Origin of the sequence: Mycobacterium neumannii (assembly GCF_002245615.1) — a bacterium.
Lineage (GTDB): Bacteria > Actinomycetota > Actinomycetes > Mycobacteriales > Mycobacteriaceae > Mycobacterium > Mycobacterium neumannii_A.
Genome location: NZ_NKCO01000005.1, coordinates 154,937 through 176,466 on the forward strand (window position 1 = coordinate 154,937; position 21,530 = coordinate 176,466).

Below are 21,530 nucleotides of genomic sequence, written 5' to 3' on the forward strand. Positions count from 1 at the left end.
TCAGTTCTGGCGGGTCAGCCACAGGTGGTCGGTGGAGTCGGACGGGGCGGTGGGACCGTAGCCGGCGCCGGTCTGCAACACCAGGTCGAAGGCCTCTCTGCGGATGCGGCCGTCGGTGTACTGCAGCGCCACCACACCCGCGCTGAAAGGTGCGGTGATGATCTGGCCGATCGCGCCTCCGACCGACACCATGACCAAGGCGAACAGCGCGGCCGTGGTGGTCGTGGCCGCCATCAGGATTATCTGCCCGCCGAGGCTGAACGGGAACGCGACGGCGCCGGCGACGAGTTGCGCGACGATCACGGCGAGCAGGCGAATACCCAATACCCGCCAGAAGTCTCGTTTGATCAAGGCGAACGACCGCTTGACCGCGTCGACGATGCCGAGTCGTTCGAGGACGATGATGACCGGAGTGAACGTGAGCATCGTCCCCAGGTACACCAACGCCGCAATCAACGCCAGTACCAAGGGGATTCCGATGAGCACCGCGGCCGCGCCACCCGCAGCGGCCCCGACCCCGAAGATGATGCCGACCACGGCAGCGATCAACAGCATCGCGCCGAGGACCTCCAGAACGGAGAAGCCGATCAGCGCCCACAGCCGGCCCTGAAGCCGTTGCCACGCTTGCCCGATGGTGATCCCAGAGCCGAAGACGGCCCTGCCCACGACGACGGTAAGCAGACCGCTCAGCAGAATCGCGGCCAACCCGGTCGCGACCGATCCGGCGAGGCTCGACAGCATGGTGCTCACCAGCACACCCGCCGACACCTCCTCCTCACCGCTGAGCGTGGGGATCAGTTGCCCGCCGACAGCGAGCGGGCCGACGGACAGAATCAGCGCGATCAGCTGGGTGGCGACCACCACGATGGTCGTCAACCCGAGCGTCGCTTTGGGATTCGCCCGGATGTAAGCGACCGCACCGTTGAAGATGTCCGACAGCGTCAGCGGGCGAAGGGGGATGACACCCGGCTTGAGTGCGGGCGGCCCGTAACCCTGGGGAGGCCCGTAACCCGGTGGCCCGTAACCCGGGGGCAGCCCGTAACCCGATTGGCCATAGCCGGAGCCGTAACCCGGCGGGCCGTACCCCGGCGGTGGCGCATAACCGGGCGGCGGATACCCCTGCGGTGGATAGCCCGGCGGCGGATACCCCGGCGGCGGATACCCCCGCGGTGGATAACCCGGCGGCGGTGGGCCTGCAAAACCGGACCCGCCGGCGTCGGTGCTCATGGCCACTATCCTGTCGAGGACGGTGCGAATTGACAACGTCGTCGGGCGGTCGTCGCGGCCGAGCGCAGCGTAGTTTTGGCTCATGGGCGAACTCAAAGAACGGTTGCGAAGCGACCTGACGGCGGCGATGAAGTCGCAGGACAAGCTGCGCACCGCGACGCTACGGATGCTGCTCGCAGCCATCACCACAGAAGAGGTCGCAGGCAAGGAGTCGCGCGAGCTGACCGACGCCGAGGTACTCAAGGTGCTGGCCAGAGAGTCCAAGAAACGTGGCGAGTCCGCACAGATCTACACGCAGAACGGGCGTGGTGAACTCGCCGCCAACGAGCATGCCGAAGCGCAGGTCATCGATGAGTACCTGCCGACTCCGTTGACCGAGGCAGAACTGGCCGACGTCGCCGACACCGCGATCGCACAGGTCGCCGAGGAGATTGGTGAGCGGCCCGGCACCAAGCAGATGGGGCTGGTGATGAAGGCCGCGACCGCCATCGCGGCCGGTAAGGCCGACGGTGCACGGCTCTCGGCGGCGGTGAAGGCCAGGCTGTAGCGAGCCGGGCACCCGTTTTCGCGGGGTGGGGCTCGGGTACCCCGCAGCCATGACGCGGTTCGGGTACACCCTGATGACAGAGCAGAGCGGGCCAAAAGAACTTGTCCGCTACGCGGTTTCGGCCGAACACGCGGGCTTCGACTTCGAGGTGTCCTCCGACCACTACTTCCCGTGGCTGTCTGCACAGGGACATGCGCCGTACGCGTGGTCGGTGCTGGGCGCGGTCGCCCACGCCACCGAGCGTGTGGAGCTGTTCACCTACGTCACCTGCCCCACGATGCGTTACCACCCGGCGATCGTCGCGCAGAAGGCCGCGACGCTGCAGATCCTCGCCGACGGCCGTTTCACGCTGGGTTTGGGCAGCGGTGAGAACCTCAACGAGCACGTCGTCGGCAAGCGCTGGCCGACGGTGGCGCGACGCCAGGAGATGCTGCGCGAAGCGATCCAGATCATCCGCGAGCTGTTCACCGGAGACCTCGTCGACTGGAAGGGCGAGTACTTCGAGGTCGACTCCGCACGCCTGTGGGACCTCCCTGAGACCCCCGTCGCGATCGCCACCGCGGTTTCGGGTGAGCGGTCGGTCGAGACGTTCGCGCCGCTGTCGGATCACCTGATCGCCGTCGAACCGAATAGGGATCTCGTCGATGCGTGGCACGAGGCCAGGCGCGCCACCGGCCTGCCCGGTGACGTGCGCGTCGTCGGGCAGATCCCGGTCTGCTGGGACACCGACAAAGACGCCGCGGTGCGTCGGGCGCACGACCAGTTCAGGTGGTTCAGCGGTGGGTGGGCGGTCAACTCCGACCTTCCGACCACCGCGGGCTTCGACGGTGCGACGCAATACGTGCGCCCGGAGGACGTGGCCGAATCCATCCCCTGCGGACCCGATCTCGATGCGATCGTCGAGGCGGTCAGCAAGTACTGGGAAGCCGGCTTCACCGATATCGCGCTCGTGCAGATCGGCGACGAGGGACAAGAGCAGTTCCTCAAGGAAGCCGCAGCGCCGCTGCTGGACAAGCTGCGTTCCGCAGCCAACTAGAAGGGACCGATATGCCGACCGGAAAAGGCATCTACGACGACGACGACGCCGACGAGCGCGACAAGCGCAAGGCGCAGCGCACCGGGCCGAAGGACGAGGGCGGCGACGGCGGCATGGCAACCCGCGAGAACGCCCCGGACGTCGCGGAATCCGGCGGGGAGCCTACGGCCTGATCACTCGGCGTCGCGGCCCTGCCTGCTGCGCTTGTACGCCGAACGCCGGAAGTCGCCGAGCCAGCGCGGGGCCAACTCGACCTCGGGATCGCTGTGCAGGGCCGGGTCGAACGCGATGTCGTCACAGCTCGGGTCGACGTGGCGAAGGGTCAACCGGGCCAGCGGGCGGAACCCGCCCTTGACCGGTGCCTGGTCGATAGTGAATGCCAGCCCGGACGAGTCGATCTGCTTTTCGACGGCGTCGAGCGACAGCCCCGGCGCGTCGATCCGGGTGGCCAGCCGGGCGCGCACCCACCACAGCGCGTCGTGATACCGCAGCGGCATCAGGCTGGAGAACGTCGCCCCGGACCACGACAGGACGGGGGCCAGGCCGACGCGCGTTCCCGAGAGCGTCGACGCCAACAGCACGTCCCACGGACTGCAGGCCCGAAGATCCGGCGGCGGCGGAATCCGAAAAGCCAGACCGGCGACGTCCGGAGCGGCGCCGGGCAAACCGATACCCTTGGAGACACGTGCGATGACGTCGCAGGAGTTCATCGGAAGCCCTTCACCCTCGGGGGCGATACGTTCGAGGATGCCCTCGGCCATCACCCCTGACGGATGAAACAGCCGCCGGTCCCGAATGGCGGCGCCGAGGCGGATGGGAAGCGAGGCGATATCGGAGGCTTGCACGGTAGAGGTGTGCCCCCGCGGCGTCGCAGCAAAACGAGCACCCACGTTTCAACACCCCCGATACCGGGCATTAATTCCGGGCAATGCTGCATTGCGCAGCAGAGGAACCTGTCGAAAGGCCGTTGTGACAACCGCATACACCGACGTCCGTGGGCCCCTGATCGCGGATGAGGGCGTCTACGCGCCGCAGGAAGATTCGCAGCTGCTCATCGAGGTCATGGACCAAATGGCGCTGGCACGCGGCCGGCACGTGGTCGATTTGTGTACCGGAAGCGGCGTCGTCGCAATCGGGGCCGCTGAACAGGGTGCCGCATCGGTGACCGCCTTCGACATCTGCCAACGCGCGGTGCGATGTGCGCGGGCAAACGCGGTCGCGTCCGGAGTCGACGTCGATGTGCATCTCGGATCATGGGCGCGGGCAGTCGAATTCGGACCGTTCGACCTGGTCGTCTGCAATCCGCCGTATGTACCGCACGATCCGAGCGCCGAATGCGAACCCCTCCCGGCCTACGTCGGACCCCCTCGGGCGTGGGATGCCGGATGCGACGGCCGGCTCGTACTCGACCCGCTGTGCGCGACGGTGCCCGACCTTCTCGACCACGGAGGCAGCCTGCTGCTGGTGCAGTCGGAGTTCGCCGATCCGCGGCAGACGCTCGGTGCACTTGCCTGCGCCGGTCTCGACGCGGAAATCGTTGCACGGCAGTGGATCCCATTCGGACCGGTGCTGTCGTCGCGGGCATTGTGGCTCGAGGAGTGCGGCCGCCTCGAACCGGGACGCCGCGAAGAGGAACTGCTGGTGATCCGGGCGGACAAGCCATGAGCGATGCCGAACCGCGCACCGTGCGGGTGGTGCCGAACGGCCCGCTGATGGTGCAGGGGCCGGTCCGCATCGAGATGCCCGACGGCCAAGTCGTGGAATCGGACCGGTTCATGGTCGCGGTGTGCACGTGCCGGCGCAGCAAGGACTATCCGTTGTGCGACACCAGTCACCGGCGTCGCAAGCGCGCCGACATGTCTACTAAGGGCGACGTGCCCGACGACAAAGTCGCGTCAGCTCAGCGGCCGGCGTAGCGACGAGCGGTTCTCGGTCCAGCAGTTCATCAGGTGCGTGGCCAGGCGGCCCTCGACCACGTCCAACGCCCGCATACCGAACACGACGTCGCGGTCCAGATGCGGCTCCCTGGCGACGAGATCGCCGACGACATCGGTGCGGACCACCTGCTCGTGCACGGCATCGGCCACCACATGTTCGTGGTAGAACGCCACGCAGGCGTCGGGAGCGCCCATCCGGCGCAACGCTTCCACCAGCCGCCGCGAGCCGGGCGACGAGGTGATCTCCGTCGACGCGAAATGCCCGATCGACGCGCCGCGCAGTTCGCGGTGCAACCCGAACAACGACATCAGGTTCACCGATGCCAATGCGTCGGCGGAGACGTGGTCGAGGTAGCCGAGGTACGACGAGTCGAGGCCCGCGGCATCCAGCAACTGCGCGTACAGGTGCTGATGCACGTGTTCGCCACGGCCACCGCCGAACTCGTCGAACTCGACTGCGACGAACGCCGCCTTGGAGTGTCCGGTAAGGCGAGGGATGGTCCAGGCGTGCGGGTCGCCCTCTTTGAGGTGATACACCGAGCGGTGCACGAAGTATTCGAGCATTTGCTCCCAGGTGCCCTTGTCGCGCAGGAAGTATGACGGACCCTCGCCGTCCACCGGTTCGATCGACAGCTTGTCCATCTCGGCTTCCGCGGTCTCGCCTTCGGCGATCTCGCCGACGTCCTCGCGAACCGCGTCCAGGAACGCCTCCTCGAACCGGCCGCGCAGGTGCAGCAGCGCGGGGTTCCACTCCCAGCGCGGGCTCACGTCGGCGAAGCCGCGGTAGTGCAGCTCGTAGCAGATGTAGAGCGCGAGTTGGAGATCGAGGCCGTACGGATCCGCGTCGAACATCGGCACGTCGATCGGACGCAGCGGCAACGACGGACGGCCGCGCTGCAGGAGATCGATGACGGCTGCAGACAGTGGCCCGGCGGCCTTCGGCAGGGCAGGTTCGACCCGCGTCGACGGTAAAGTCACGCCCTTCTCAATACCCTCATCCGCACCGGTCAAACGCATGTTCGGTATCAGTCGTTCGGCTCACAGCGAATCTGAAGCCGACACTTTCGCAGTCGGGGTGGCGGGATTCGAACCCACGACCTCTTCGTCCCGAACGAAGCGCGCTACCAAGCTGCGCCACACCCCGCGTGAAGCCACGACAGCGTATCGCACCAGCGGGTCGCCTAGCCAAACGCCTTCGGGCGTGCGGGCCTTCCCGTTCGCGAGAGCTACACCAGGGCTGCGATCCGCCACCGGATCGCGACCCTGGTGTACGCCTCGCGACGGCACAAGTGCTCGGCCGAAGTCGTGATTTGCGACACGCCGCGGGAAGCAACGAGTTGTCGGTGGCGTTGTTCATCATGTAACCAAACGACGAAGCGAGGACAAGATGACTGGCTTAGGCGCATCCATCTACCTGGGGTTCTTCGTTCTCGCCGCGGTGTGGCTTTTCCTCACCTCCGACGGCCCGCTGATCGGCGGTGACGACGATCAGGGCCAGCGCCCCGAGCGTTCGAACTCGGCCAATACCGACGCGAACTCCGAGGGGTCCAACCCCTGGCTGGTCAGCCACTCGTCGCAGAAGTAGGTCTCCGCGTAGCGGTCACCGCTGTCGGCGAGCAGTGTCACCACTGATCCGCTGCGACCCTCGTTCCTCATCTCGGCCAGCAGGCCGAACGCCCCCCACAGGTTCGTCCCCGTCGACGGTCCCACCCGCCGGCCCAGCACCGCGCTGGCGTGCCGGGCCGCGGCGACCGACGCGGCGTCCGGTACGACGACCATTCGGTCGACCACGCCAGGCAGAAACGACGGCTCCACCCGCGGTCGGCCGATCCCCTCGATGCGCGACGACATACCGGTGACGACGTCACCGCGGCCCTGCTCGTATGACGGGAAGAAGGCCGAGTTCTCCGGGTCGACCACGCAGAGCCGGGTGGCGTAGCGCCGGTAGCGGATGTAGCGGCCGATGGTGGCGCTTGTCCCGCCGGTGCCCGCGCCGACCACGATCCAGTCGGGCACGGGGTGCGCTTCGTCGCGCATCTGCTCGAAGATCGACTCGGCGATGTTGTTGTTGCCGCGCCAGTCGGTGGCCCGCTCGGCGTTGGTGAACTGATCGATGTAGTGTCCGCCGGTGGCTACGGCGAGCCGTTCGGCCTCGGCGTATACCTGACTGGACTCGGCGACGAAATGGCAACGGCCGCCCTGAGCTTCGATCAACGCGATCTTGCTGGTGCTCGTCGACGACGGCATCACGGCGATGAACGGCAGGCCGAGTAGCGCCGCGAAGTAAGCCTCGGACACCGCCGTCGACCCCGACGACGCCTCGATGATCGTGGTGTTCTCCTCGATCCACCCGTTGCACAGCGCGTAGAGGAACAGTGACCGCGCCAGCCGGTGTTTGAGGCTGCCGGTGATGTGGGTCGTCTCGTCCTTCAGGTACAGCTGCAGATCGCAGCCGTCACACCAGGCCGACGGCAACGGATAGCGCAACAGGTGGGTGTCTGCGCTGCGGCGTGCGTCGGCCTCGATCAACCGGACGGCGTCGTCGACCCACGCGCGTGGGCTACTCCGGCTTGCGGTGAGGGCCTTGTTGGTCACCGCACCGCGACGCTCGGATGGGACGTGCCCGCCCGAGCGTCCGCGTCCTGACCGCCGATCGGGGCAGCGACCAGTGTCAGCAGCGTGGCCTCGGGACGGCAGCAGAACCGCAGCGGCGCGTACGGCGAGGTGCCGATGCCCGCCGAGACGTGCAGTTGGGTGCGCGCACCCCAGCGCGACGGGCCCTTGACCCGCGACCGGTCCAGGCCGCAGTTCGTGACGAGGGCGCCGTAGAACGGCAAGCACAACTGGCCGCCGTGGGTGTGGCCCGCCATCACCAGCTGATAGCCGTCGGCGGCGAACCGGTCGAGGACCCGTGGCTCCGGCGAATGGGTCAGCCCCAGTGTGAGGTTCGCGGCGGGACTGGCCGGACCGGCGACGGTCTCGTAGCGGTCCCGCGACAGATGCGGGTCGTCGACGCCTGCGGCCGCGATCAACTGGCCGCGCACCTCCAACTCGCGGCGGGTGTGGGTCAGGTCCAGCCAGCCACGCTCGGTGAATGCCGCCCGCAGGTCCTGCCACGGCAGGGGTTCGCCGTGGACGCGATGGCCGGGCCGGGTGAGGTAGTTCAGCGGGTTCTTCGGCGTCGGCCCGAAATAGTCGTTGCTGCCGAACACGAACAGGCCCGGGACCGACAGCAACTCCGACAGCGACTGCACCACGGCGGGCACGGCCTTGGGGTGGGCGAGGTTGTCGCCGGTATTGATCACGAGATCGGGTTCCAAGGCGACCAGCTCGCGCAGCCAGGCCTGCTTGCGCCGCTGTCCGGGACGCATGTGGATGTCGCTTATGTGCAGCACCTTCAACGGTGAGGACCCGGGTGCCAGCACCGGCATCGTCACTTCTCGCACCACAAAGGCGTTGCGCTCGATCACCGCTGCGTAGCCGATGCCGGCGACCAGCGCGCCTGCGGACGCTGCGGCGGAGTTCTTCAAGATCGTCGTCGAACGGGCGGACATGCTGCAGAGCCTACTGCCAGTGGACCCGACGAAGCGCTCTCGACCGCTCGGGCGTGGGCAATTGCACGTCGATCACGGTGGAGGCGGTGGCGCAGGCGGAGGGGGCCCGAGTATCGGCACGGTGATCGGCGGTAGGCCGGGAATCTCGACCACCGTCTGGCCGACCGGCGCCGGTAGGCCGGGTATCGCGCCGGGCGGAGGCGGCGGCGGAGCCGGCGGAATGCCGTTGGAGACCTGGATCGTGATGATCGACCCCGGCACCGTCTGACCGCCCGGGGTCGTGCCGACCACGGAGCCGCGCGGCGCATTGCTGTTCACCGACGACGCCTGGTCGGCGACCTGGAAGCCGGAGTCACGCAACCGCTGTCGGGCCGCGCTCTCGGTCAGGCCGGAAACGCTGGGCACCCGCGAGCCCGGGCCGCCCTCGACGTACCGAGGATCGGTCGGGGGCAGTCGGACCTCGCCGAAGTTGTTGGCGATCGGTTTCATCGCGGCGAACCACGTCCTGGCCGGTTCGTTACCGCCGTACAGGTTGCCGTACCCGCACTTTCGCAGCGGGAACGAGCACAGTTCACCGGGTGCGGTGGAATCGTCGTAGATGTAGTTCCCGGCGGCGAGTGTGTTGGTGAAGCCGAGGAAGGCCGACGAGCGGTGGGCCTCGGTGGTGCCGGTCTTACCCGACATCGGCAGGTCCCATCCGACCGAACCGGCCGCTCCCGCGGCGGTGCCCGCCCCCTCGTCGTCCTTGCTCATGGCGTTGGCCAGCGTGTTCGCCAGGCCCTCGGGCACCGCCTGCTCGCAGGTCTCTGTGGTGACCGAGACCTCCTCGCCGTTCCGGTCGATGACCTGGGCGATCGGATTCGGCGGGCACCACACGCCGCCGGAGGCCAGCGTCGCTCCGACGTTGGAGAACTCGAGCGCGTTGATCTCGATCGGTCCCAGCACGAACGAGCCGAGGTTCTGCCGCTTGATGAAGTCGGCCAGGCTCTCGTTGCTGTCCGGGTCGTAGTCGCGCGCGGTACCCGGCAGCGCGTAGGAGCGCAGTCCTAGCCGAACCGCCATGTCCACGCTGCGCTGCACGCCGACCTGCGAGATCAGCTTGGCGAAGGCGGTGTTGGGCGAGGTGGCCAACGCGTCGGTGATGTTCATGGTGCCGCGGTAACCGCCCGCGTTCTTCACACACCACGTCGCGGCCGGGCAACCCGGGGTGTCGCTGCTGCCCAGGCCCTTGGCCTGGAACTGTGCGGGCACGTCGAGCTGGGCGTTGATGCCCATCCCCATCTCCAAGGCCGCCGCGGTGGTGAATAGCTTGAACGTCGACCCGGCACCGTCGCCCACCAGGGAGAACGGCTGCGGCTGCATGGTCTCACCGGCGTCGAGGTTGAGCCCGTAGGTGCGGCTGCTGGCCATCGCCAGCACGGGATGCGATTCCTTGCCCGGCTTGATCACGCTCATCACGCTGGCCACGCCGTCGAGGTCAGGGGCCGCGAACTGGTTGACCGCCGCCTTCACCGGACCCTGGACGTCGGGGTCGAGGGTGGTCCTGATCAGGTATCCGCCCCTGGCGACCTGTTCCTTGCTGATGCCTGCGCGCGCCAGGTATTCGAGCACGTAGTCGCAGAAGAACGCGCGGTCGCCGGCGGCGATACAGCCGCGCGGCAGTTCCTTGGGCTGCGGCAGGACACCCAGCGGTTCCTCCTTGGCCGCCCGCAACGCCTCAGCCTCCTCGGGGATGTTCTGAATCATGGTGTCCAGCACCAGGTTTCGCCGTGCCAGCGCACCCTCGGGGTTGGTGTAGGGGTTCAGCGTGCTGGTCGACTGGACCATGCCCGCCAGCAGAGCGGCCTGCTGCCAGTTCAACTCCGACGCGTTGACCCCGAAGTACGTCTGCGCGGCGTCCTGCACACCAAAGGCGCCGTTGCCGAACGACACCAGGTTCAGATAGCGGGTCAGGATCTCGGGTTTGGTGAACGTCTTGTCCAGCGTCAGCGCCATCCGGATCTCGCGCAGCTTGCGGGCCGGCGTGGTCTCGATGGCGGCGCGCTTCTCGGCGTCGGTCTGGGCGACGACCAGCAGTTGATAGTTCTTGACGTACTGCTGCTCGATCGTCGAACCGCCGCGCGTGTCCAGATTGCCCGACAGGTAACCGGACAGGCCGGTGAGCGTGCCCTGCCAGTCGACGCCGTTGTGTTCGGCGAACCGTTTGTCCTCGATCGAGACGATCGCCAGCTTCATCGTGTTGGCGATCTGGTCGGTGGGCACCTCGAAGCGGCGCTGATTGTAGAGCCAGGCGATCACGTTGCCCTTGGCGTCGACCATCGTCGACACCTGCGGCACCTCACCCTCGACGAGTTGGGCCGAACCGTTGGCAACCACATCGGAGGCCCGGTTGGACACCAGGCCGAAGCCACCGACGACCGGAAACATCAACGCCGCGGTGATCACGCTGGCCAGCAGAACGCACCAGGCGAGCTTGATCACCGTCACCGTCCGCGGAGGCGGGGTCGGCGGTCCACTCGGCGGACTGTCCGGCATGCCCTACAGACTAACGACGTCGCAAAACGGCAACGTCCCGCGGTCGATCACAGTGCCGAAACGTCCGCTTCGGCGGGCGCGGACGTCAATTTTGCACCCTGACGGCACGGGCGTCCCAAAATAGAGGGTTTTCATGTATTGCGCAGAACGGCTTTGACCATCTAATTTGGTCGGACAGTGCGATACAGGTCACACTGACCCCTCGCAATGTGGCGTAGATCGCATCAGCGTTCTACTACCAGGGAGTGCGCCGCACCGGAGGTGGCCGGAGGCGGTTGGAACGGAGGGAACTCTGGTGTCAGCTACTAAGCCCGCGGCGCGCAGGACCGCGATGACGTCGTCGGCTCACAGTGTCGTCCACGGTGCCGAGGCCGAAGCCCGCATCGCCTGGGTGTCGCAAGCCCGATGCCGCCAGACCGATCCTGATGAGCTGTTCGTCCGGGGGGCCGCACAGCGCAAAGCCGCAGTGATCTGTCGGCACTGTCCGGTGATCCTCGAGTGCGGCGCCGACGCGCTCGACAACCGGGTGGAGTTCGGAGTCTGGGGTGGGATGACCGAGCGGCAGCGCCGCGCTCTGCTCAAGCAGCACCCCGAGGTCGTCTCCTGGGCGGAGTTCTTCAACGCCCAGCGCAAGCATCGCAACGCGGTCTAGGCCGCGCCGGCATCTTTTTCGCTACGCGGCGGTCTCGCCGGTGATCTGATCGGCGATCGCCCGCAGCGCTTCCAGGTCCGAGACGTCGAACGGCAGCGAGGGCACGCCCACGATCGACACGTGCGGGTTGGCTCCGGTGAAGCGCGACAGCAGCCGGATCTCACGCTTGGCGGTCATGGCCCGGTCGGCGTGGATCCGCAACACCGCTGCCGTCACCGACTCCGGATCACTCTTCTCGATCGTCTCGGCGGCTTCCTCGGCCTTCTCGGCGTGCAGATCGCACAGCATCGGGTGGGTGCGGTTGAGGATCAGACCGGCCAGCGGCATGTGCTCCTCGGAAAGCCGGTCGACGAAGAACGATGCCTCGCGAAGGGCGTCCGGTTCGGCCGCCGAGACCACCACGAACTGCGTCCCGCGCCGCTTGAGCAGCTCATAGGTGCGGTCGGCCTTCTCGCGGAAGCCACCGAACGTCGAGTCCAGCGACTGTACGAAAGCCGCTGCGTCCGAGAGCATTTGCGATCCCAGAACCGTGGACAGCGCCTTCATCGCCAGGCCCATCGCCCCCGTGACCAACCGGCCGATGCCCCGTCCGGGCCCCAGCAGCAGCTTCCACAGCCTGCTGTCCATGAAGCCGCCCAACCGCTTTGGCGCGTCGAGAAAGTCCAACGCGTTGCGTGACGGTGGGGTGTCGACGACGACCAGGTCCCACCGGTCCTCGGCCAGGAGCTGGCCGAGCTTCTCCATGGCCATGTACTCCTGAGTGCCCGCCAGTGAGGTGGCCACGGTCTGATAGAACTGGTTGTCCAGGATCTCTTGTGCCCGTTGGGTTCCCGAGTACTGGATGACCATCTCGTCGAACGTTCGGCGCATGTCGAGCATCATCGCGTGCAGTTCGCCCGACACCTCGGGGGCCAGCGGAACCCGCTGCGGAGTGTTGCCGAGCGTCTTGATGCCCAGCGCCTGGGCGAGCCGCTTAGCCGGGTCGATGGTCAGCACCACGACGGTCCTGCCGTACTCCGCCGCGCGCAGCGCCATCGCCGCCGCCGTGGTGGTCTTGCCGACGCCTCCGGCGCCGCAGCACACCACGACGCGGTTCGACGTGTCCTTGAGAATCGAGCCCAAGTCGAGGGCCGGTGGAGTCGTACTCATCAATTCCGACCCTTCTTCGCGCGAGCGTTCATCAGCGCACCCCTTGGCGTTCGAGTTCTTCGGCGAGTTCGTACAGGCTGCCCAGATCGACACCGTCGACGATCTGCGGCAGCTGCAGGCGCGCCACGTCCAACGCGTCGAGTTGCTCCGCGCTTTCGGCGCGCGCCTGGATCCGGGTCGCATGCTGGATCGCCTCGGTCAACAGGCCGGCGAAATCGGAGTCCGACAACGTGATTCCGGCTTCGGCGAGGTCGGCTCGCACGGTGTCGGCGTCGATGTCACCTTCGGCCGCCTTGGTCAACGCATCGGCGGGCAAGTAGGCAGGAATGTCGCGGTTGACGATGACGCTGCCAATGGGCAGGCTGAGCTCCTTGAGCTCGTCGATCGCCTCCAGCGTCTCCTGAATGGGCAGCGCCTCCAGCAACGTGACCAGGTGGATCGCGGTCATGTCGGAGTGCAGCACCTTGACCACGCTTTCGGCCTGGCCGTGCACCGGGCCGCCCTTGGCCAGATCCGACACCGCCTTGGTGACGTCGAGGAAGCGCGCGATGCGACCCGTCGGCGGGGAGTCGACCACAACCGCGTCGTAGACGGGCTGTTTGCCCTTCTCGGCGCGGGTCACGATTTCGCGGATCTTGCCGGTCAGCAGCACATCGCGCAGACCCGGTGCGATCGTGGTCGCGAACTCGACGGCCCCGATCCGGCGCATCGCACGCCCGGCCAGACCCAGGTTGTAGAACATGTCGAGGTATTCAAGGAACGCGGCCTCGGTGTCGATGGCCAGCGCGTTGACCTGACCGCCGCCCTCGGCGGTGGCGATCTTGACCTCCTGGTAGGGCAGCGGCGGCACGTCGAACAGCTGCGCAATGCCTTGGCGCCCTTCGACTTCCACCAACAGCACCTTGCGGCCCCCGGCCGCGAGCGCAAGCGCCAGCGATGCGGCGATCGTGGATTTGCCGGTGCCACCCTTGCCGGTGACGAAGTGCAGTCGAGCCTTGCTCAGCCGAGAGGGCCAGCCGACGGATCTACCGCCATTGGTAGTGGAAGCCACCCGTGCATGCTAGCCAACGCGGTTCCGTGCTCCGCAGATCCGCGGGCGCATAGCGGTCACCGATAAGCTCGGGCGCATGACCGAATCGACCCGTTGGGAATACGCCACCGTCCCGCTGCTGACCCACGCCACCAAGCAGATCCTCGATCAGTGGGGCGAGGACGGCTGGGAGTTGGTGTCTGTGCTGCCGGGGCCCACGGGTGAACAGCACGTCGCTTACCTCAAGCGTCCCAAGTGACACCGTCCGGGCGGCTGGCGGAGCTGGGCATCGAGTTGCCTCCAGTGGTCGCGCCGTTGGCGGCCTACGTGCCTGCAGTGCGCACCGGCAACCTCGTCTACACCGCGGGCCAGCTGCCGATTCGCGACGGCGAACTGGTGCTCACGGGCAAGGTCGGCGGCGGGGTCACCCCCGAGCGGGCCCACGAGCTGGCCCGGGTGTGCGCGCTCAACGCGCTGGCCGCGGTGCATTCGCTGGTCGGCATCGACGCGGTGACCCGCGTGGTCAAGGTGGTCGGGTTCGTCGCCTCCGCGCCGGGATTCCACGGTCAGCCGGGTGTGATCAACGGCGCGTCGGAACTCTTCGGGGAGGTGTTCGGGGAGGTAGGCGCGCATGCTCGCTCCGCAGTTGGGGTGTCCGAGTTGCCGAGGGACGCCCCGGTCGAGGTCGAAGTGATCTTGGAGGTCGCGTGACGCCGGAGCATCCGGCGTACGGACGGCTGCGTCCGGTCACCGACACTGCCTCGGTGCTGCTGTGCGACAACCCCGGCTTGTTGACGCTGGACGGCACCAACACCTGGGTGTTGCGCGGCCCCGGCAGCGACGAGATGGTCGTCGTCGACCCCGGGCCCGACGACGACGAGCACATCGGGCGGATCGCGGAGCTGGGAACGATTCCGTTGGTGCTGATCAGCCACAAACACGAGGACCACACCGGTGCCATCGACAAAATCGTCGACCGCACGGGCGCGGTGGTGCGTTCCGTGGGCAGCGGATTCCTGCGAGGCCTCGGCGGCCCGCTCACCGACGGCGAGGTCATCGAAGCCGCGGGGCTGCTTATCACCGTGATGGCCACCCCGGGCCACACCGTCGACTCGGTGTCGTTCCTGCTCGACGATGCGGTCCTGACGGCCGACACCGTGCTGGGCCGCGGGACGACCGTCATCGACAAGGAGGACGGCAGCCTCGCCGACTACCTGGAGTCACTGCAGCGGCTGCGGGGCCTCGGACCGCGCACCGTGTTGCCCGGGCACGGGCCCGATCTGGAGAACCTCGAAGCCGTGACCGACATGTACCTGGCGCACCGCGAGGAGCGGCTCGAGCAGGTGCGCGCGGCGCTGCGGGTGCTCGGCGACGACGCCACCGTGCGACAGGTCGTCGAGCACGTCTACACCGACGTCGATGAGAAGCTATGGGACGTAGCGGAATGGAGCGTCCAAGCACAGCTCGACTATCTGCGCACCTGAGTGATTTGTGCACATTCTGGAGCGCTCACCGCTCCTCGATGTGCACAATCACTATCGGGCTCGGCGCGCGAGCCGTTCCGAGTCGGAGATCAGAACGCTCTTGCCTTCCAAGCGAATCCACCCGCGATGGGCGAAATCGGCGAGCGCCTTGTTGACGGTCTCCCGCGATGCGCCGACGAGCTGGGCGATCTCCTCCTGAGTGAGGTCATGGGTCACCCGCAGCGCGCCGCCCTCCTGGGTGCCGAACCGCTGCGCCAGCTGAAGCAGCTGCTTGGCCACCCGGCCGGGAACGTCGGTGAAGATCAAGTCGGCGAGGTTGTTGTTGGTGCGGCGCAACCGGCGGGCGAGCACGCGCAACAGCTGCTCGGCGATCTCGGGGCGGTCGGCGATCCACGCCCGCAGCGCGTCGCGGTCCATCGACACCGCGCGAACCTCGGTGATGGTGGTCGCGCTCGACGTCCGCGGACCGGGGTCGAAGATCGAGAGCTCACCGAACATGTCCGACGGGCCCATGATCGTGAGCAGGTTCTCGCGGCCGTCCGGCGAGCGGCGTCCGATCTTGACCTTGCCGGAAATGATGATGTAGAGCCGATCGCCGGGCTCACCCTCGGCGAACACGGTGTGTCCACGGGGGAAGTCGACTGGCTGCAATTGCTTGGTCAGCGCGGTGACGGCGCTGGGTTCGACCCCCTGGAAGATTCCGGCCCGCGCCAGGATCTCGTCCACGTTGCCCCTCTTAAGCTGTTAGGTGAAGCCGACCTCTATCGGTAAGCGAGATAAGTCTAGAGGTACCCGATTTCGTGACCAGCCCACGCTACACACGATCGGCATGTCGGGTCTGCTGAAATTCCGGATTCATCCCGTGCTGGGGATATGGCCGTACCGGCAGATCCGTATCCCGAAAATGCGCCGCTGACCCGCTGGTGAACGCGTGAGCGACGTGCTGGCGATGGCGCAGACCGTCCAGTGCGCGGCTCATTCCGTCCCGCGCCAGCGTGTCGACGTCCAACGGCTCGGCCTGTTCGAAGAAGTGCGCCACATCGGTGGCTGAGACGGTGTCCTGGTGCAGGCCGGCCTCCAGGCGTTGCAGCCCGAGCGTCGCAGCCATCAGCAACCCCGGAATCAGGCCAACGAGCAACCACGACACAAGGCAGAAGTAAACACGCCGAAAGTCTCAGCGGGATCACGAAACGTCACCGGTCCGCAGCAGTTCGGCAGCGCGGTTCGCGGTGGCTTTGAGGTGGCTTTGTCTGGGCGTCTCAGTACCCTGGCATGCGTGACCGTAAGCGAGGCGTCGGCAAAGAACGCGGATAGGCCCAAGCGCGCCCGGAAGCGGGACGGCGAGACGCGGATTGGGCTCGTCCGTCGTGCGCGGCGAATGAATCGCACGCTGGCGCAGGCATTTCCGCACGTGTACTGCGAGCTGGACTTCACCAACCCGCTCGAGCTCACCGTCGCGACGATCCTGTCGGCCCAAAGCACCGACAAGCGGGTCAACCTGACGACACCGGCGCTGTTCAGGAAATATCGCACCGCCCTGGACTACGCGCAGGCCGACCGCACCGAGCTCGAAGAGCTCATCCGGCCCACCGGGTTCTATCGCAACAAGGCCAATTCGCTCATCCGGCTCGGTCAGGAACTCGTCGAGCGGTTCGACGGCGAGGTACCGGCCACCATGGAGGAGCTGGTCAGCCTGCCGGGGGTCGGCCGCAAGACCGCCAACGTCATCCTCGGCAACGCGTTCGGCGTCCCCGGCATCACGGTCGACACCCATTTCGGCAGGCTCGTGCGCCGCTGGGGGTGGACCACCGAAGAGGATCCGGTCAAGGTCGAGCACGCGGTCGGTGAGCTCATCGAGCGCAGCGAGTGGACCGACCTCAGCCATCGGGTGATCTTTCACGGCCGCCGCGTCTGCCACGCGCGCAAGCCGGCGTGTGGGGTCTGCGTGCTGGCCAACGACTGCCCCTCCTTCGGCATCGGGCCCACCGACCCGCTGATCGCCGCGCCGCTGGTCAAGGGACCCGAAACCGAGCATCTGCTGGCTATGGCCGGCCTGTAATCGACACGTCCCCCGAACGACTGTGAGTACCTCGACCCGTTGGACCGTCGTGGTGCTCGTGGTCCTCGTGGCGCTCGGGTGGGCGCTGTGGTCGCAGTTGGACCGTGACACCGACTCCACGGGGGCGCCGTCGCAACACAGCGCGCGCGACCGCCGTGCCGCCGACACCGCCGAAGCGCTGGCCGGCCCGCGGGCCGAGGCCGACCTGCCGCCGTGCCCCGCGCTGGGAGCCGGAGCGGGACCCGAGGCACTGCGCGGGATCACGCTGGAGTGCGCGGGTGACGGAGCGATGGTCGACGTGGCCAAGGCGCTGGCCGGCCGCGTCGTCGTGCTCAACCTGTGGGCGTACTGGTGTGCGCCGTGCGCGGCCGAACTCCCCGCGATGGCCGAATATCAGCAGCGCATGGGCTCGGCCGTGACCGTGCTGACCGTGCACCAGGACGAGAACGAGACGGCGGCGCTGCTGCGGCTGGCCGAACTCGGCGTGCGACTGCCCACCCTGCAGGACGGCAGGCGGTTGATCGCCGCCGCGCTCCGGGTGCCCAACGTCATGCCCGCAACCGTGGTGTTGCGCGCGGACGGTAGCGTTGCGCAGGTCCTACCGCGCTCTTTCACCAGCGCCGATGAGATCGCCGCAGCGGTGGGGCCGCAGGTCGGCGCGAGGACGGGAGAGCCGGGGTGAGCTGGGTCAGCGAGGGTAGCGGTCTGATGCCCGACGCCGCCCCGGCCTGGCTCAAACCGTTGCTGGACAACGCAGGCGACATCAAGCGGGCCTACCGCAGGCGAGTGCCACCCGAGCTGCTCGCGATGGTCACCAGCGAAGGAAAACCGGCGCAGGCCGACGCGCGGGAGGCGGCGGTGCTGGTGTTGTTCTCCGGACCCGCCGACTCCCCGACCGGCGCCGTGCCCGACGAGGCCGACCTTCTGGTCACAGTGCGCGCGGGCACCCTGCGCCACCACGCAGGTCAGGCCGCGTTTCCCGGAGGCGCCGTCGAACCCGGCGACCACAGCCCGGTGCAGACGGCGCTGCGCGAGGCCAACGAGGAGACCGGGATCGACGGGCAGCGGTTACATCCGCTCACCACGATGGAGCGGTTGTTCATCCCGCCGTCGGGGTTCCACGTCGTACCGGTGTTGGCCTACTCGCCGGACCCGGGCCCCGTGGGTGTCGTCGACGAAGCCGAGACCGCGCACGTCGCCCGAGTTCCGGTGCGCGCGTTCATCAACCCCGAGAACCGAATCATGGTGTACCGCAAGGCCAACACGCGGCGCTATGCGGGTCCGGCGTTCCTGCTCAACGAGATGCTGGTGTGGGGTTTCACCGGCCAGGTGATCTCGGCGATGCTCGATGTCGCGGGATGGGCAAAGCCGTGGAATACCGGCGACGTGCGCGAACTGGAGGACGCAATGGCGCTCGTCGGCCGCGGCGCCGGTTACGGTGATGCACAACCATGACATCGTCGCAGTGGGTGGACCTCATTGTCCTCGGCATCGCCTTCGTGGCGGGCATTTCGGGCTGGCGCTCGGGCGCGCTGGGCTCGATGCTGTCGTTCCTCGGGGTGGTCCTCGGCGCCGTGGCCGGGGTGCTGCTGGCGCCCCACTTGGTCGCCAACATCGACGGGCCGCGCACCAAGCTGTTCGTGACGCTGTTCTTGATCCTGGCGTTGGTCGTCGTGGGCGAGATCGCCGGCGTCGTGCTCGGCCGGGCGGTGCGCAGCGCCATCCGCAACCGCTCGCTGCGGACGGTCGACTCGCTGATCGGGGTGGCAATACAAACCTTGGCGGTCCTGGTGGCCGCGTGGATGCTGACGTACCCGCTGCAGTCGTCGGACCAGCCGAACCTCGCCGCGGCCGTGCGTGGCTCGCAGGTGCTCAAGGAAGTCAACGACCTGGCGCCTGCGTGGCTGCGCGAGGTGCCCAAGCGGCTCTCGGCGTTGCTGGACACCTCCGGCCTGCCCGACGTGCTGCAACCGTTCGGGCGTACCCCGATCGTCGCCGTCGACGCGCCCGACGCCGCGCTGGCCGCCGACCCGGTCGTGGCGTCGGCTCGGCCCAGCGTCGTCAAGATCCGCGGGGTCGCCCCCGGCTGCCAGAAGGTTCTCGAAGGGACCGGTTTCGTCGCCGCCAGCAACCGCGTGATCTCCAACGCGCACGTGGTCGCCGGATCGGAGAGCGTCACCGTCGAGGCCGACGGGCAGACCTACGACGCGTTCGTCGTGTCCTACGACCCGCAGGCCGATATCTCGATCCTCGACGTGCCGGACCTGCCGTCGGCGCCTCTGTCGTTCGCCGACACCCCGGCCACCACCGGTACCGACGCCGTGGTGATGGGGTATCCCGGCGGCGGAAACTTCGTCGCCACGCCGGCGCGTGTCCGCGAGATCATCGAGCTGAGCGGCCCCGACATCTATCGCACCACCACTGTCGAGCGCGAGGTCTACACCATCAGAGGCACTGTGCGCCAAGGTAATTCGGGCGGGCCGATGATCGACCGAGAGGGCCGGGTGCTGGGCGTGGTGTTCGGTGCCGCGGTCGACGACGCCGACACCGGTTTCGTGCTCACCGCCAACGAGGTGTCGCAGCAACTGGCCAAGCTCGGCAACACCGAACGGGTGCCCACCGGCGCCTGCGTCGCCTAGCCGTAGACCTGCCCCACGAAGCGAGACAACTGGTCGTTCACCGTGTCCGGCGCCTCCTCGTGGCTGAAATGTGCTGCGCCGTCGATGGATACGTACCTACCGTGCGGTGCGTAACGCTGCGTCCGGTACACCGGATCGGCGAGTACATACGGGTCGGCAACACCGCGCATGTGCAGCACCGGAACGCTGATCGGTCGCTTCATCTCGCGTATGAAGCGCCTGCCCTCACCGCGTAGCTGGCTGCGCACCGCCCACCGCTGGTACTCGAGGGCCGAGTGCGCGGCGCCGGGGATTTGAATGGCGCGGCGCATGTGCGCGATGGTCTCGGAGAAGTCTTCGGTGGCAAGCCATTTGTCGCCGGCGCGGCTGCGCACCAGGCGTTCGAGTTCGGCACCGTCGTTGCGGGTCAACGCCCGCTCGGGCCACATCGGCACCTGGTACCGCAGCATCCACGGCAGCAGCGCGCGGCCCTGGTCGCGACGGCGCAGCGCAGAAGCGCGCAGCGCCGCCGGATGCGGTGAGCTGACCACTGCGATCGCGCTTACGGCGCGCGGATGCAGCACGGCGGTGGCCCAGCACACCAGGCCGCCGTCGGCATGCCCGACCAGCGTCGCGCTCTTATGGCCCAGCGCGCGCACCAGGCCCGCGGTGTCACCGGCCAGCGTCCAGCCGTCGTAGCCTCGCGGCGGCTTGTCGCTGGCACCGTAACCGCGCAGGTCGACCGCGACCACCCGGGCGCCGGACAAGCCGCGCAGTTGGTGGCGCCAGGACCACCAGAACGACCCGAACCCGTGCAGCAGGATCACCAGCGGCCGCTCGGCGCCCGCAGCGGCGTCACCCTCCGCTTCGACCACATGGAAGCGAATTCCGTTGGCGTGCACCTTCAGATGCCGCCACGGTCCGTCGATGCGGACGACCGACGGGGCGGGTGGGGGCACTTACCAGCCCGACGGGTCGGCCGTCGACGCCGGCTTTCCGTCGCCCGAGGCGATCTCCTTGGTCCTGTCGTGGCCCGGCGTCAGCGCCTCGGGGATCTCCTTGACCGATTCGATCGTCTTCTGCGGGCCGCGGATGCGTCGCACCTTGAGATAACCGAGGAACGCGAAGATGGCGGTGACGACGACCATCAGGCCGAACACGATGAGGTACGCCGCCCACTTGACCAGCCACAGGTCGAGCAGCTCACCGAGGAAGAAGAAGAAAAAGAACGTCGAGTAGAACAGCACGACCAACGCGAGGACGAAGAAGACGCTGCCGGTCAGCCCCTTCTTGACGTCTCGCGTGATCTCGGCCTTGGCCAACTCGACCTCGGCGCGCACCAGCGTGGACACCTGCGCGGTCGCGTCCTTGACGAGGTCACCGATCGACGGGTCGGCCTTGGGCGCGTGCGGGTCGACCAGCGGTATCGACGTGACGGTGGTCGGCGCGCCATTCCTGCGATCGCTCACGACGGTTCCTCCCGCATAGGCCGGATCGCCGGATCCCCCGGCGATGGGACCCACTGCCGGCGCCGCCGGCGATGGTGTCGGTCGCGACTCATGTTGCCATGTGGCGTGCGCTCAAACGATCCCGGCCGACGATAGACTGGCCAGATCAGTGGCAGGGCAGGTCGGGGCGCGTCGATAGGGGAAACGTTCACGTGAAGACCAGCGGCCTCCGGCTGTGCCGTCTCGCCACGACC

25 protein-coding genes and 1 tRNA gene are annotated in these 21,530 nt (G+C 67.7%); 13 read left to right on the top strand and 13 right to left on the bottom strand.

What is annotated here, in order from left to right:
- Positions 1-1,227 carry a hypothetical protein gene (locus tag CEX88_RS08930; protein ID WP_202931428.1) on the bottom strand — a complete coding sequence of 409 codons (1,227 nt, stop codon included), beginning with the start codon at positions 1,225-1,227 and terminating at the stop codon, positions 1-3.
- 82 nt (positions 1,228-1,309) lie between these two features.
- Here CEX88_RS08930 and CEX88_RS08935 point away from each other — a divergent pair, with 82 nt between their 5' ends.
- The 3 genes from CEX88_RS08935 to CEX88_RS26030 are packed head-to-tail and all read left to right on the top strand — an operon-like array spanning position 1,310 to position 2,983.
- Positions 1,310-1,774 carry a GatB/YqeY domain-containing protein gene (locus CEX88_RS08935; protein ID WP_064399344.1) on the top strand — a complete coding sequence of 155 codons (465 nt, stop codon included), beginning with the start codon at positions 1,310-1,312 and terminating at the stop codon, positions 1,772-1,774.
- Between the two features lie 49 nt (positions 1,775-1,823).
- Positions 1,824-2,810: an LLM class F420-dependent oxidoreductase gene (locus tag CEX88_RS08940; RefSeq protein ID WP_094293211.1), complete on the top strand. Its 987-nt coding sequence runs from the start codon at positions 1,824-1,826 to the stop codon at positions 2,808-2,810.
- Between the two features lie 11 nt (positions 2,811-2,821).
- A complete protein-coding gene (locus tag CEX88_RS26030; protein WP_164674022.1) occupies positions 2,822-2,983 on the top strand; it encodes a hypothetical protein in 162 nt (53 codons plus the stop codon).
- On the opposite strand, the gene CEX88_RS08945 is transcribed toward CEX88_RS26030, so the two are convergent.
- The gene (locus CEX88_RS08945; RefSeq protein WP_094293212.1) at positions 2,984-3,655 is read right to left on the bottom strand and encodes a phosphodiesterase; all 672 of its coding nucleotides are present in this window, start codon (positions 3,653-3,655) and stop codon (positions 2,984-2,986) included.
- Between the two features lie 124 nt (positions 3,656-3,779).
- Here CEX88_RS08945 and CEX88_RS08950 point away from each other — a divergent pair, with 124 nt between their 5' ends.
- The gene (locus tag CEX88_RS08950) at positions 3,780-4,475 is read left to right on the top strand and encodes a HemK2/MTQ2 family protein methyltransferase (protein WP_094293213.1); all 696 of its coding nucleotides are present in this window, start codon (positions 3,780-3,782) and stop codon (positions 4,473-4,475) included.
- Positions 4,472-4,726, top strand: a complete 255-nt coding sequence (locus CEX88_RS08955; RefSeq protein ID WP_066847005.1) for a CDGSH iron-sulfur domain-containing protein — start codon at positions 4,472-4,474, stop codon at positions 4,724-4,726. The genes CEX88_RS08950 and CEX88_RS08955 overlap by 4 nt, the downstream gene beginning before the upstream one ends.
- Here the strand turns inward: CEX88_RS08955 and CEX88_RS08960 are convergent.
- The 5 genes from CEX88_RS08960 to ponA2 all read right to left on the bottom strand — a co-directional run bounded on the left by CEX88_RS08960 (position 4,706) and on the right by ponA2 (position 10,836).
- Positions 4,706-5,725 carry an iron-containing redox enzyme family protein gene (locus tag CEX88_RS08960; protein ID WP_202931421.1) on the bottom strand — a complete coding sequence of 340 codons (1,020 nt, stop codon included), beginning with the start codon at positions 5,723-5,725 and terminating at the stop codon, positions 4,706-4,708. The genes CEX88_RS08955 and CEX88_RS08960 overlap by 21 nt on opposite strands.
- Before the next feature lie 92 nt (positions 5,726-5,817).
- A tRNA-Pro gene (locus CEX88_RS08965) sits at positions 5,818-5,891 on the bottom strand.
- 344 nt (positions 5,892-6,235) lie between these two features.
- Complete coding sequence (cds1, locus tag CEX88_RS08975; RefSeq protein ID WP_094293215.1) at positions 6,236-7,342, bottom strand: L-cysteine desulfhydrase Cds1; 1,107 nt, start codon at positions 7,340-7,342, stop codon at positions 6,236-6,238.
- Positions 7,339-8,301: a metallophosphoesterase gene (locus CEX88_RS08980; protein ID WP_066847013.1), complete on the bottom strand. Its 963-nt coding sequence runs from the start codon at positions 8,299-8,301 to the stop codon at positions 7,339-7,341. Before CEX88_RS08980 ends, cds1 begins: the two co-directional genes overlap by 4 nt.
- Positions 8,302-8,373: 72 nt before the next feature.
- A complete protein-coding gene (gene ponA2 / locus CEX88_RS08985; RefSeq protein ID WP_094293216.1) occupies positions 8,374-10,836 on the bottom strand; it encodes a transglycosylase/D,D-transpeptidase PonA2 in 2,463 nt (820 codons plus the stop codon).
- A 295-nt stretch (positions 10,837-11,131) separates the two neighbouring features.
- Between ponA2 and CEX88_RS08990 the strand changes: the two genes are divergently transcribed.
- Positions 11,132-11,488 carry a WhiB family transcriptional regulator gene (locus CEX88_RS08990; protein ID WP_066847020.1) on the top strand — a complete coding sequence of 119 codons (357 nt, stop codon included), beginning with the start codon at positions 11,132-11,134 and terminating at the stop codon, positions 11,486-11,488.
- Positions 11,489-11,509: 21 nt separating this feature from the next.
- Here CEX88_RS08990 and bagB read toward each other — a convergent pair whose 3' ends face one another.
- Positions 11,510-12,637, bottom strand: coding sequence for an ATPase BagB (gene bagB, locus CEX88_RS08995; protein ID WP_064425375.1), 1,128 nt, complete (start codon positions 12,635-12,637; stop codon positions 11,510-11,512).
- 31 nt (positions 12,638-12,668) lie between these two features.
- On the bottom strand, positions 12,669-13,688 hold the full coding sequence (gene bagA, locus CEX88_RS09000; RefSeq protein WP_094293217.1) for an ATPase BagA: 1,020 nt from the start codon (positions 13,686-13,688) through the stop codon (positions 12,669-12,671).
- Between the two features lie 76 nt (positions 13,689-13,764).
- Here bagA and CEX88_RS09005 point away from each other — a divergent pair, with 76 nt between their 5' ends.
- The 3 genes from CEX88_RS09005 to CEX88_RS09015 are packed head-to-tail and all read left to right on the top strand — an operon-like array spanning position 13,765 to position 15,151.
- Positions 13,765-13,926, top strand: a complete 162-nt coding sequence (locus CEX88_RS09005) for a Sp36 family protein (protein WP_094288127.1) — start codon at positions 13,765-13,767, stop codon at positions 13,924-13,926.
- Positions 13,923-14,378 carry a RidA family protein gene (locus tag CEX88_RS09010; RefSeq protein ID WP_094293218.1) on the top strand — a complete coding sequence of 152 codons (456 nt, stop codon included), beginning with the start codon at positions 13,923-13,925 and terminating at the stop codon, positions 14,376-14,378. Before CEX88_RS09005 ends, CEX88_RS09010 begins: the two co-directional genes overlap by 4 nt.
- The gene (locus CEX88_RS09015; RefSeq protein WP_094293219.1) at positions 14,375-15,151 is read left to right on the top strand and encodes an MBL fold metallo-hydrolase; all 777 of its coding nucleotides are present in this window, start codon (positions 14,375-14,377) and stop codon (positions 15,149-15,151) included. Before CEX88_RS09010 ends, CEX88_RS09015 begins: the two co-directional genes overlap by 4 nt.
- Before the next feature lie 51 nt (positions 15,152-15,202).
- Here CEX88_RS09015 and crp read toward each other — a convergent pair whose 3' ends face one another.
- Complete coding sequence (gene crp / locus CEX88_RS09020; protein WP_064347819.1) at positions 15,203-15,877, bottom strand: cAMP-activated global transcriptional regulator CRP; 675 nt, start codon at positions 15,875-15,877, stop codon at positions 15,203-15,205.
- 88 nt (positions 15,878-15,965) lie between these two features.
- Positions 15,966-16,259 carry a hypothetical protein gene (locus CEX88_RS09025; protein ID WP_066847225.1) on the bottom strand — a complete coding sequence of 98 codons (294 nt, stop codon included), beginning with the start codon at positions 16,257-16,259 and terminating at the stop codon, positions 15,966-15,968.
- 270 nt (positions 16,260-16,529) lie between these two features.
- On the opposite strand from CEX88_RS09025, the gene nth reads away from it, so the two are divergent.
- The 4 genes from nth to marP are packed head-to-tail and all read left to right on the top strand — an operon-like array spanning position 16,530 to position 19,849.
- Entirely contained in the window at positions 16,530-17,210 is a 681-nt protein-coding gene (gene nth / locus CEX88_RS09030) for an endonuclease III (protein WP_202931429.1), read from the top strand.
- Positions 17,211-17,232: 22 nt separating this feature from the next.
- Positions 17,233-17,892, top strand: a complete 660-nt coding sequence (locus tag CEX88_RS09035) for a TlpA family protein disulfide reductase (protein WP_094293222.1) — start codon at positions 17,233-17,235, stop codon at positions 17,890-17,892.
- A 26-nt stretch (positions 17,893-17,918) separates the two neighbouring features.
- Positions 17,919-18,665 carry an NUDIX hydrolase gene (locus CEX88_RS09040; RefSeq protein WP_094293272.1) on the top strand — a complete coding sequence of 249 codons (747 nt, stop codon included), beginning with the start codon at positions 17,919-17,921 and terminating at the stop codon, positions 18,663-18,665.
- The gene (gene marP, locus CEX88_RS09045; protein ID WP_066810241.1) at positions 18,662-19,849 is read left to right on the top strand and encodes an acid resistance serine protease MarP; all 1,188 of its coding nucleotides are present in this window, start codon (positions 18,662-18,664) and stop codon (positions 19,847-19,849) included. The genes CEX88_RS09040 and marP overlap by 4 nt, the downstream gene beginning before the upstream one ends.
- Here the strand turns inward: marP and CEX88_RS09050 are convergent.
- Together CEX88_RS09050 and CEX88_RS09055 are read right to left on the bottom strand one after the other, a co-directional pair.
- Positions 19,846-20,787 carry an alpha/beta fold hydrolase gene (locus tag CEX88_RS09050; protein WP_094293223.1) on the bottom strand — a complete coding sequence of 314 codons (942 nt, stop codon included), beginning with the start codon at positions 20,785-20,787 and terminating at the stop codon, positions 19,846-19,848. The genes marP and CEX88_RS09050 overlap by 4 nt on opposite strands.
- Complete coding sequence (locus CEX88_RS09055) at positions 20,788-21,297, bottom strand: phage holin family protein (RefSeq protein ID WP_064399325.1); 510 nt, start codon at positions 21,295-21,297, stop codon at positions 20,788-20,790.
- Positions 21,298-21,530 lie beyond the last annotated feature (233 nt).

Coding starts and splice junctions, on each gene's coding strand:
- CEX88_RS08930 (WP_202931428.1), bottom strand. CDS start 1,227: ATGAGCACCGACGCCGGCGGGTCCGGTTTTGCAGGCCCACCGCCGCCG.
- CEX88_RS08935 (WP_064399344.1), top strand. CDS start 1,310: ATGGGCGAACTCAAAGAACGGTTGCGAAGCGACCTGACGGCGGCGATG.
- CEX88_RS08940 (WP_094293211.1), top strand. CDS start 1,824: ATGACGCGGTTCGGGTACACCCTGATGACAGAGCAGAGCGGGCCAAAA.
- CEX88_RS26030 (WP_164674022.1), top strand. CDS start 2,822: ATGCCGACCGGAAAAGGCATCTACGACGACGACGACGCCGACGAGCGC.
- CEX88_RS08955 (WP_066847005.1), top strand. CDS start 4,472: ATGAGCGATGCCGAACCGCGCACCGTGCGGGTGGTGCCGAACGGCCCG.
- CEX88_RS08980 (WP_066847013.1), bottom strand. CDS start 8,301: ATGTCCGCCCGTTCGACGACGATCTTGAAGAACTCCGCCGCAGCGTCC.
- ponA2 (WP_094293216.1), bottom strand. CDS start 10,836: ATGCCGGACAGTCCGCCGAGTGGACCGCCGACCCCGCCTCCGCGGACG.
- bagB (WP_064425375.1), bottom strand. CDS start 12,637: ATGAGTACGACTCCACCGGCCCTCGACTTGGGCTCGATTCTCAAGGAC.
- CEX88_RS09005 (WP_094288127.1), top strand. CDS start 13,765: ATGACCGAATCGACCCGTTGGGAATACGCCACCGTCCCGCTGCTGACC.
- CEX88_RS09025 (WP_066847225.1), bottom strand. CDS start 16,259: ATGGCTGCGACGCTCGGGCTGCAACGCCTGGAGGCCGGCCTGCACCAG.
- nth (WP_202931429.1), top strand. CDS start 16,530: ATGAATCGCACGCTGGCGCAGGCATTTCCGCACGTGTACTGCGAGCTG.
- CEX88_RS09040 (WP_094293272.1), top strand. CDS start 17,919: ATGCCCGACGCCGCCCCGGCCTGGCTCAAACCGTTGCTGGACAACGCA.
- marP (WP_066810241.1), top strand. CDS start 18,662: ATGACATCGTCGCAGTGGGTGGACCTCATTGTCCTCGGCATCGCCTTC.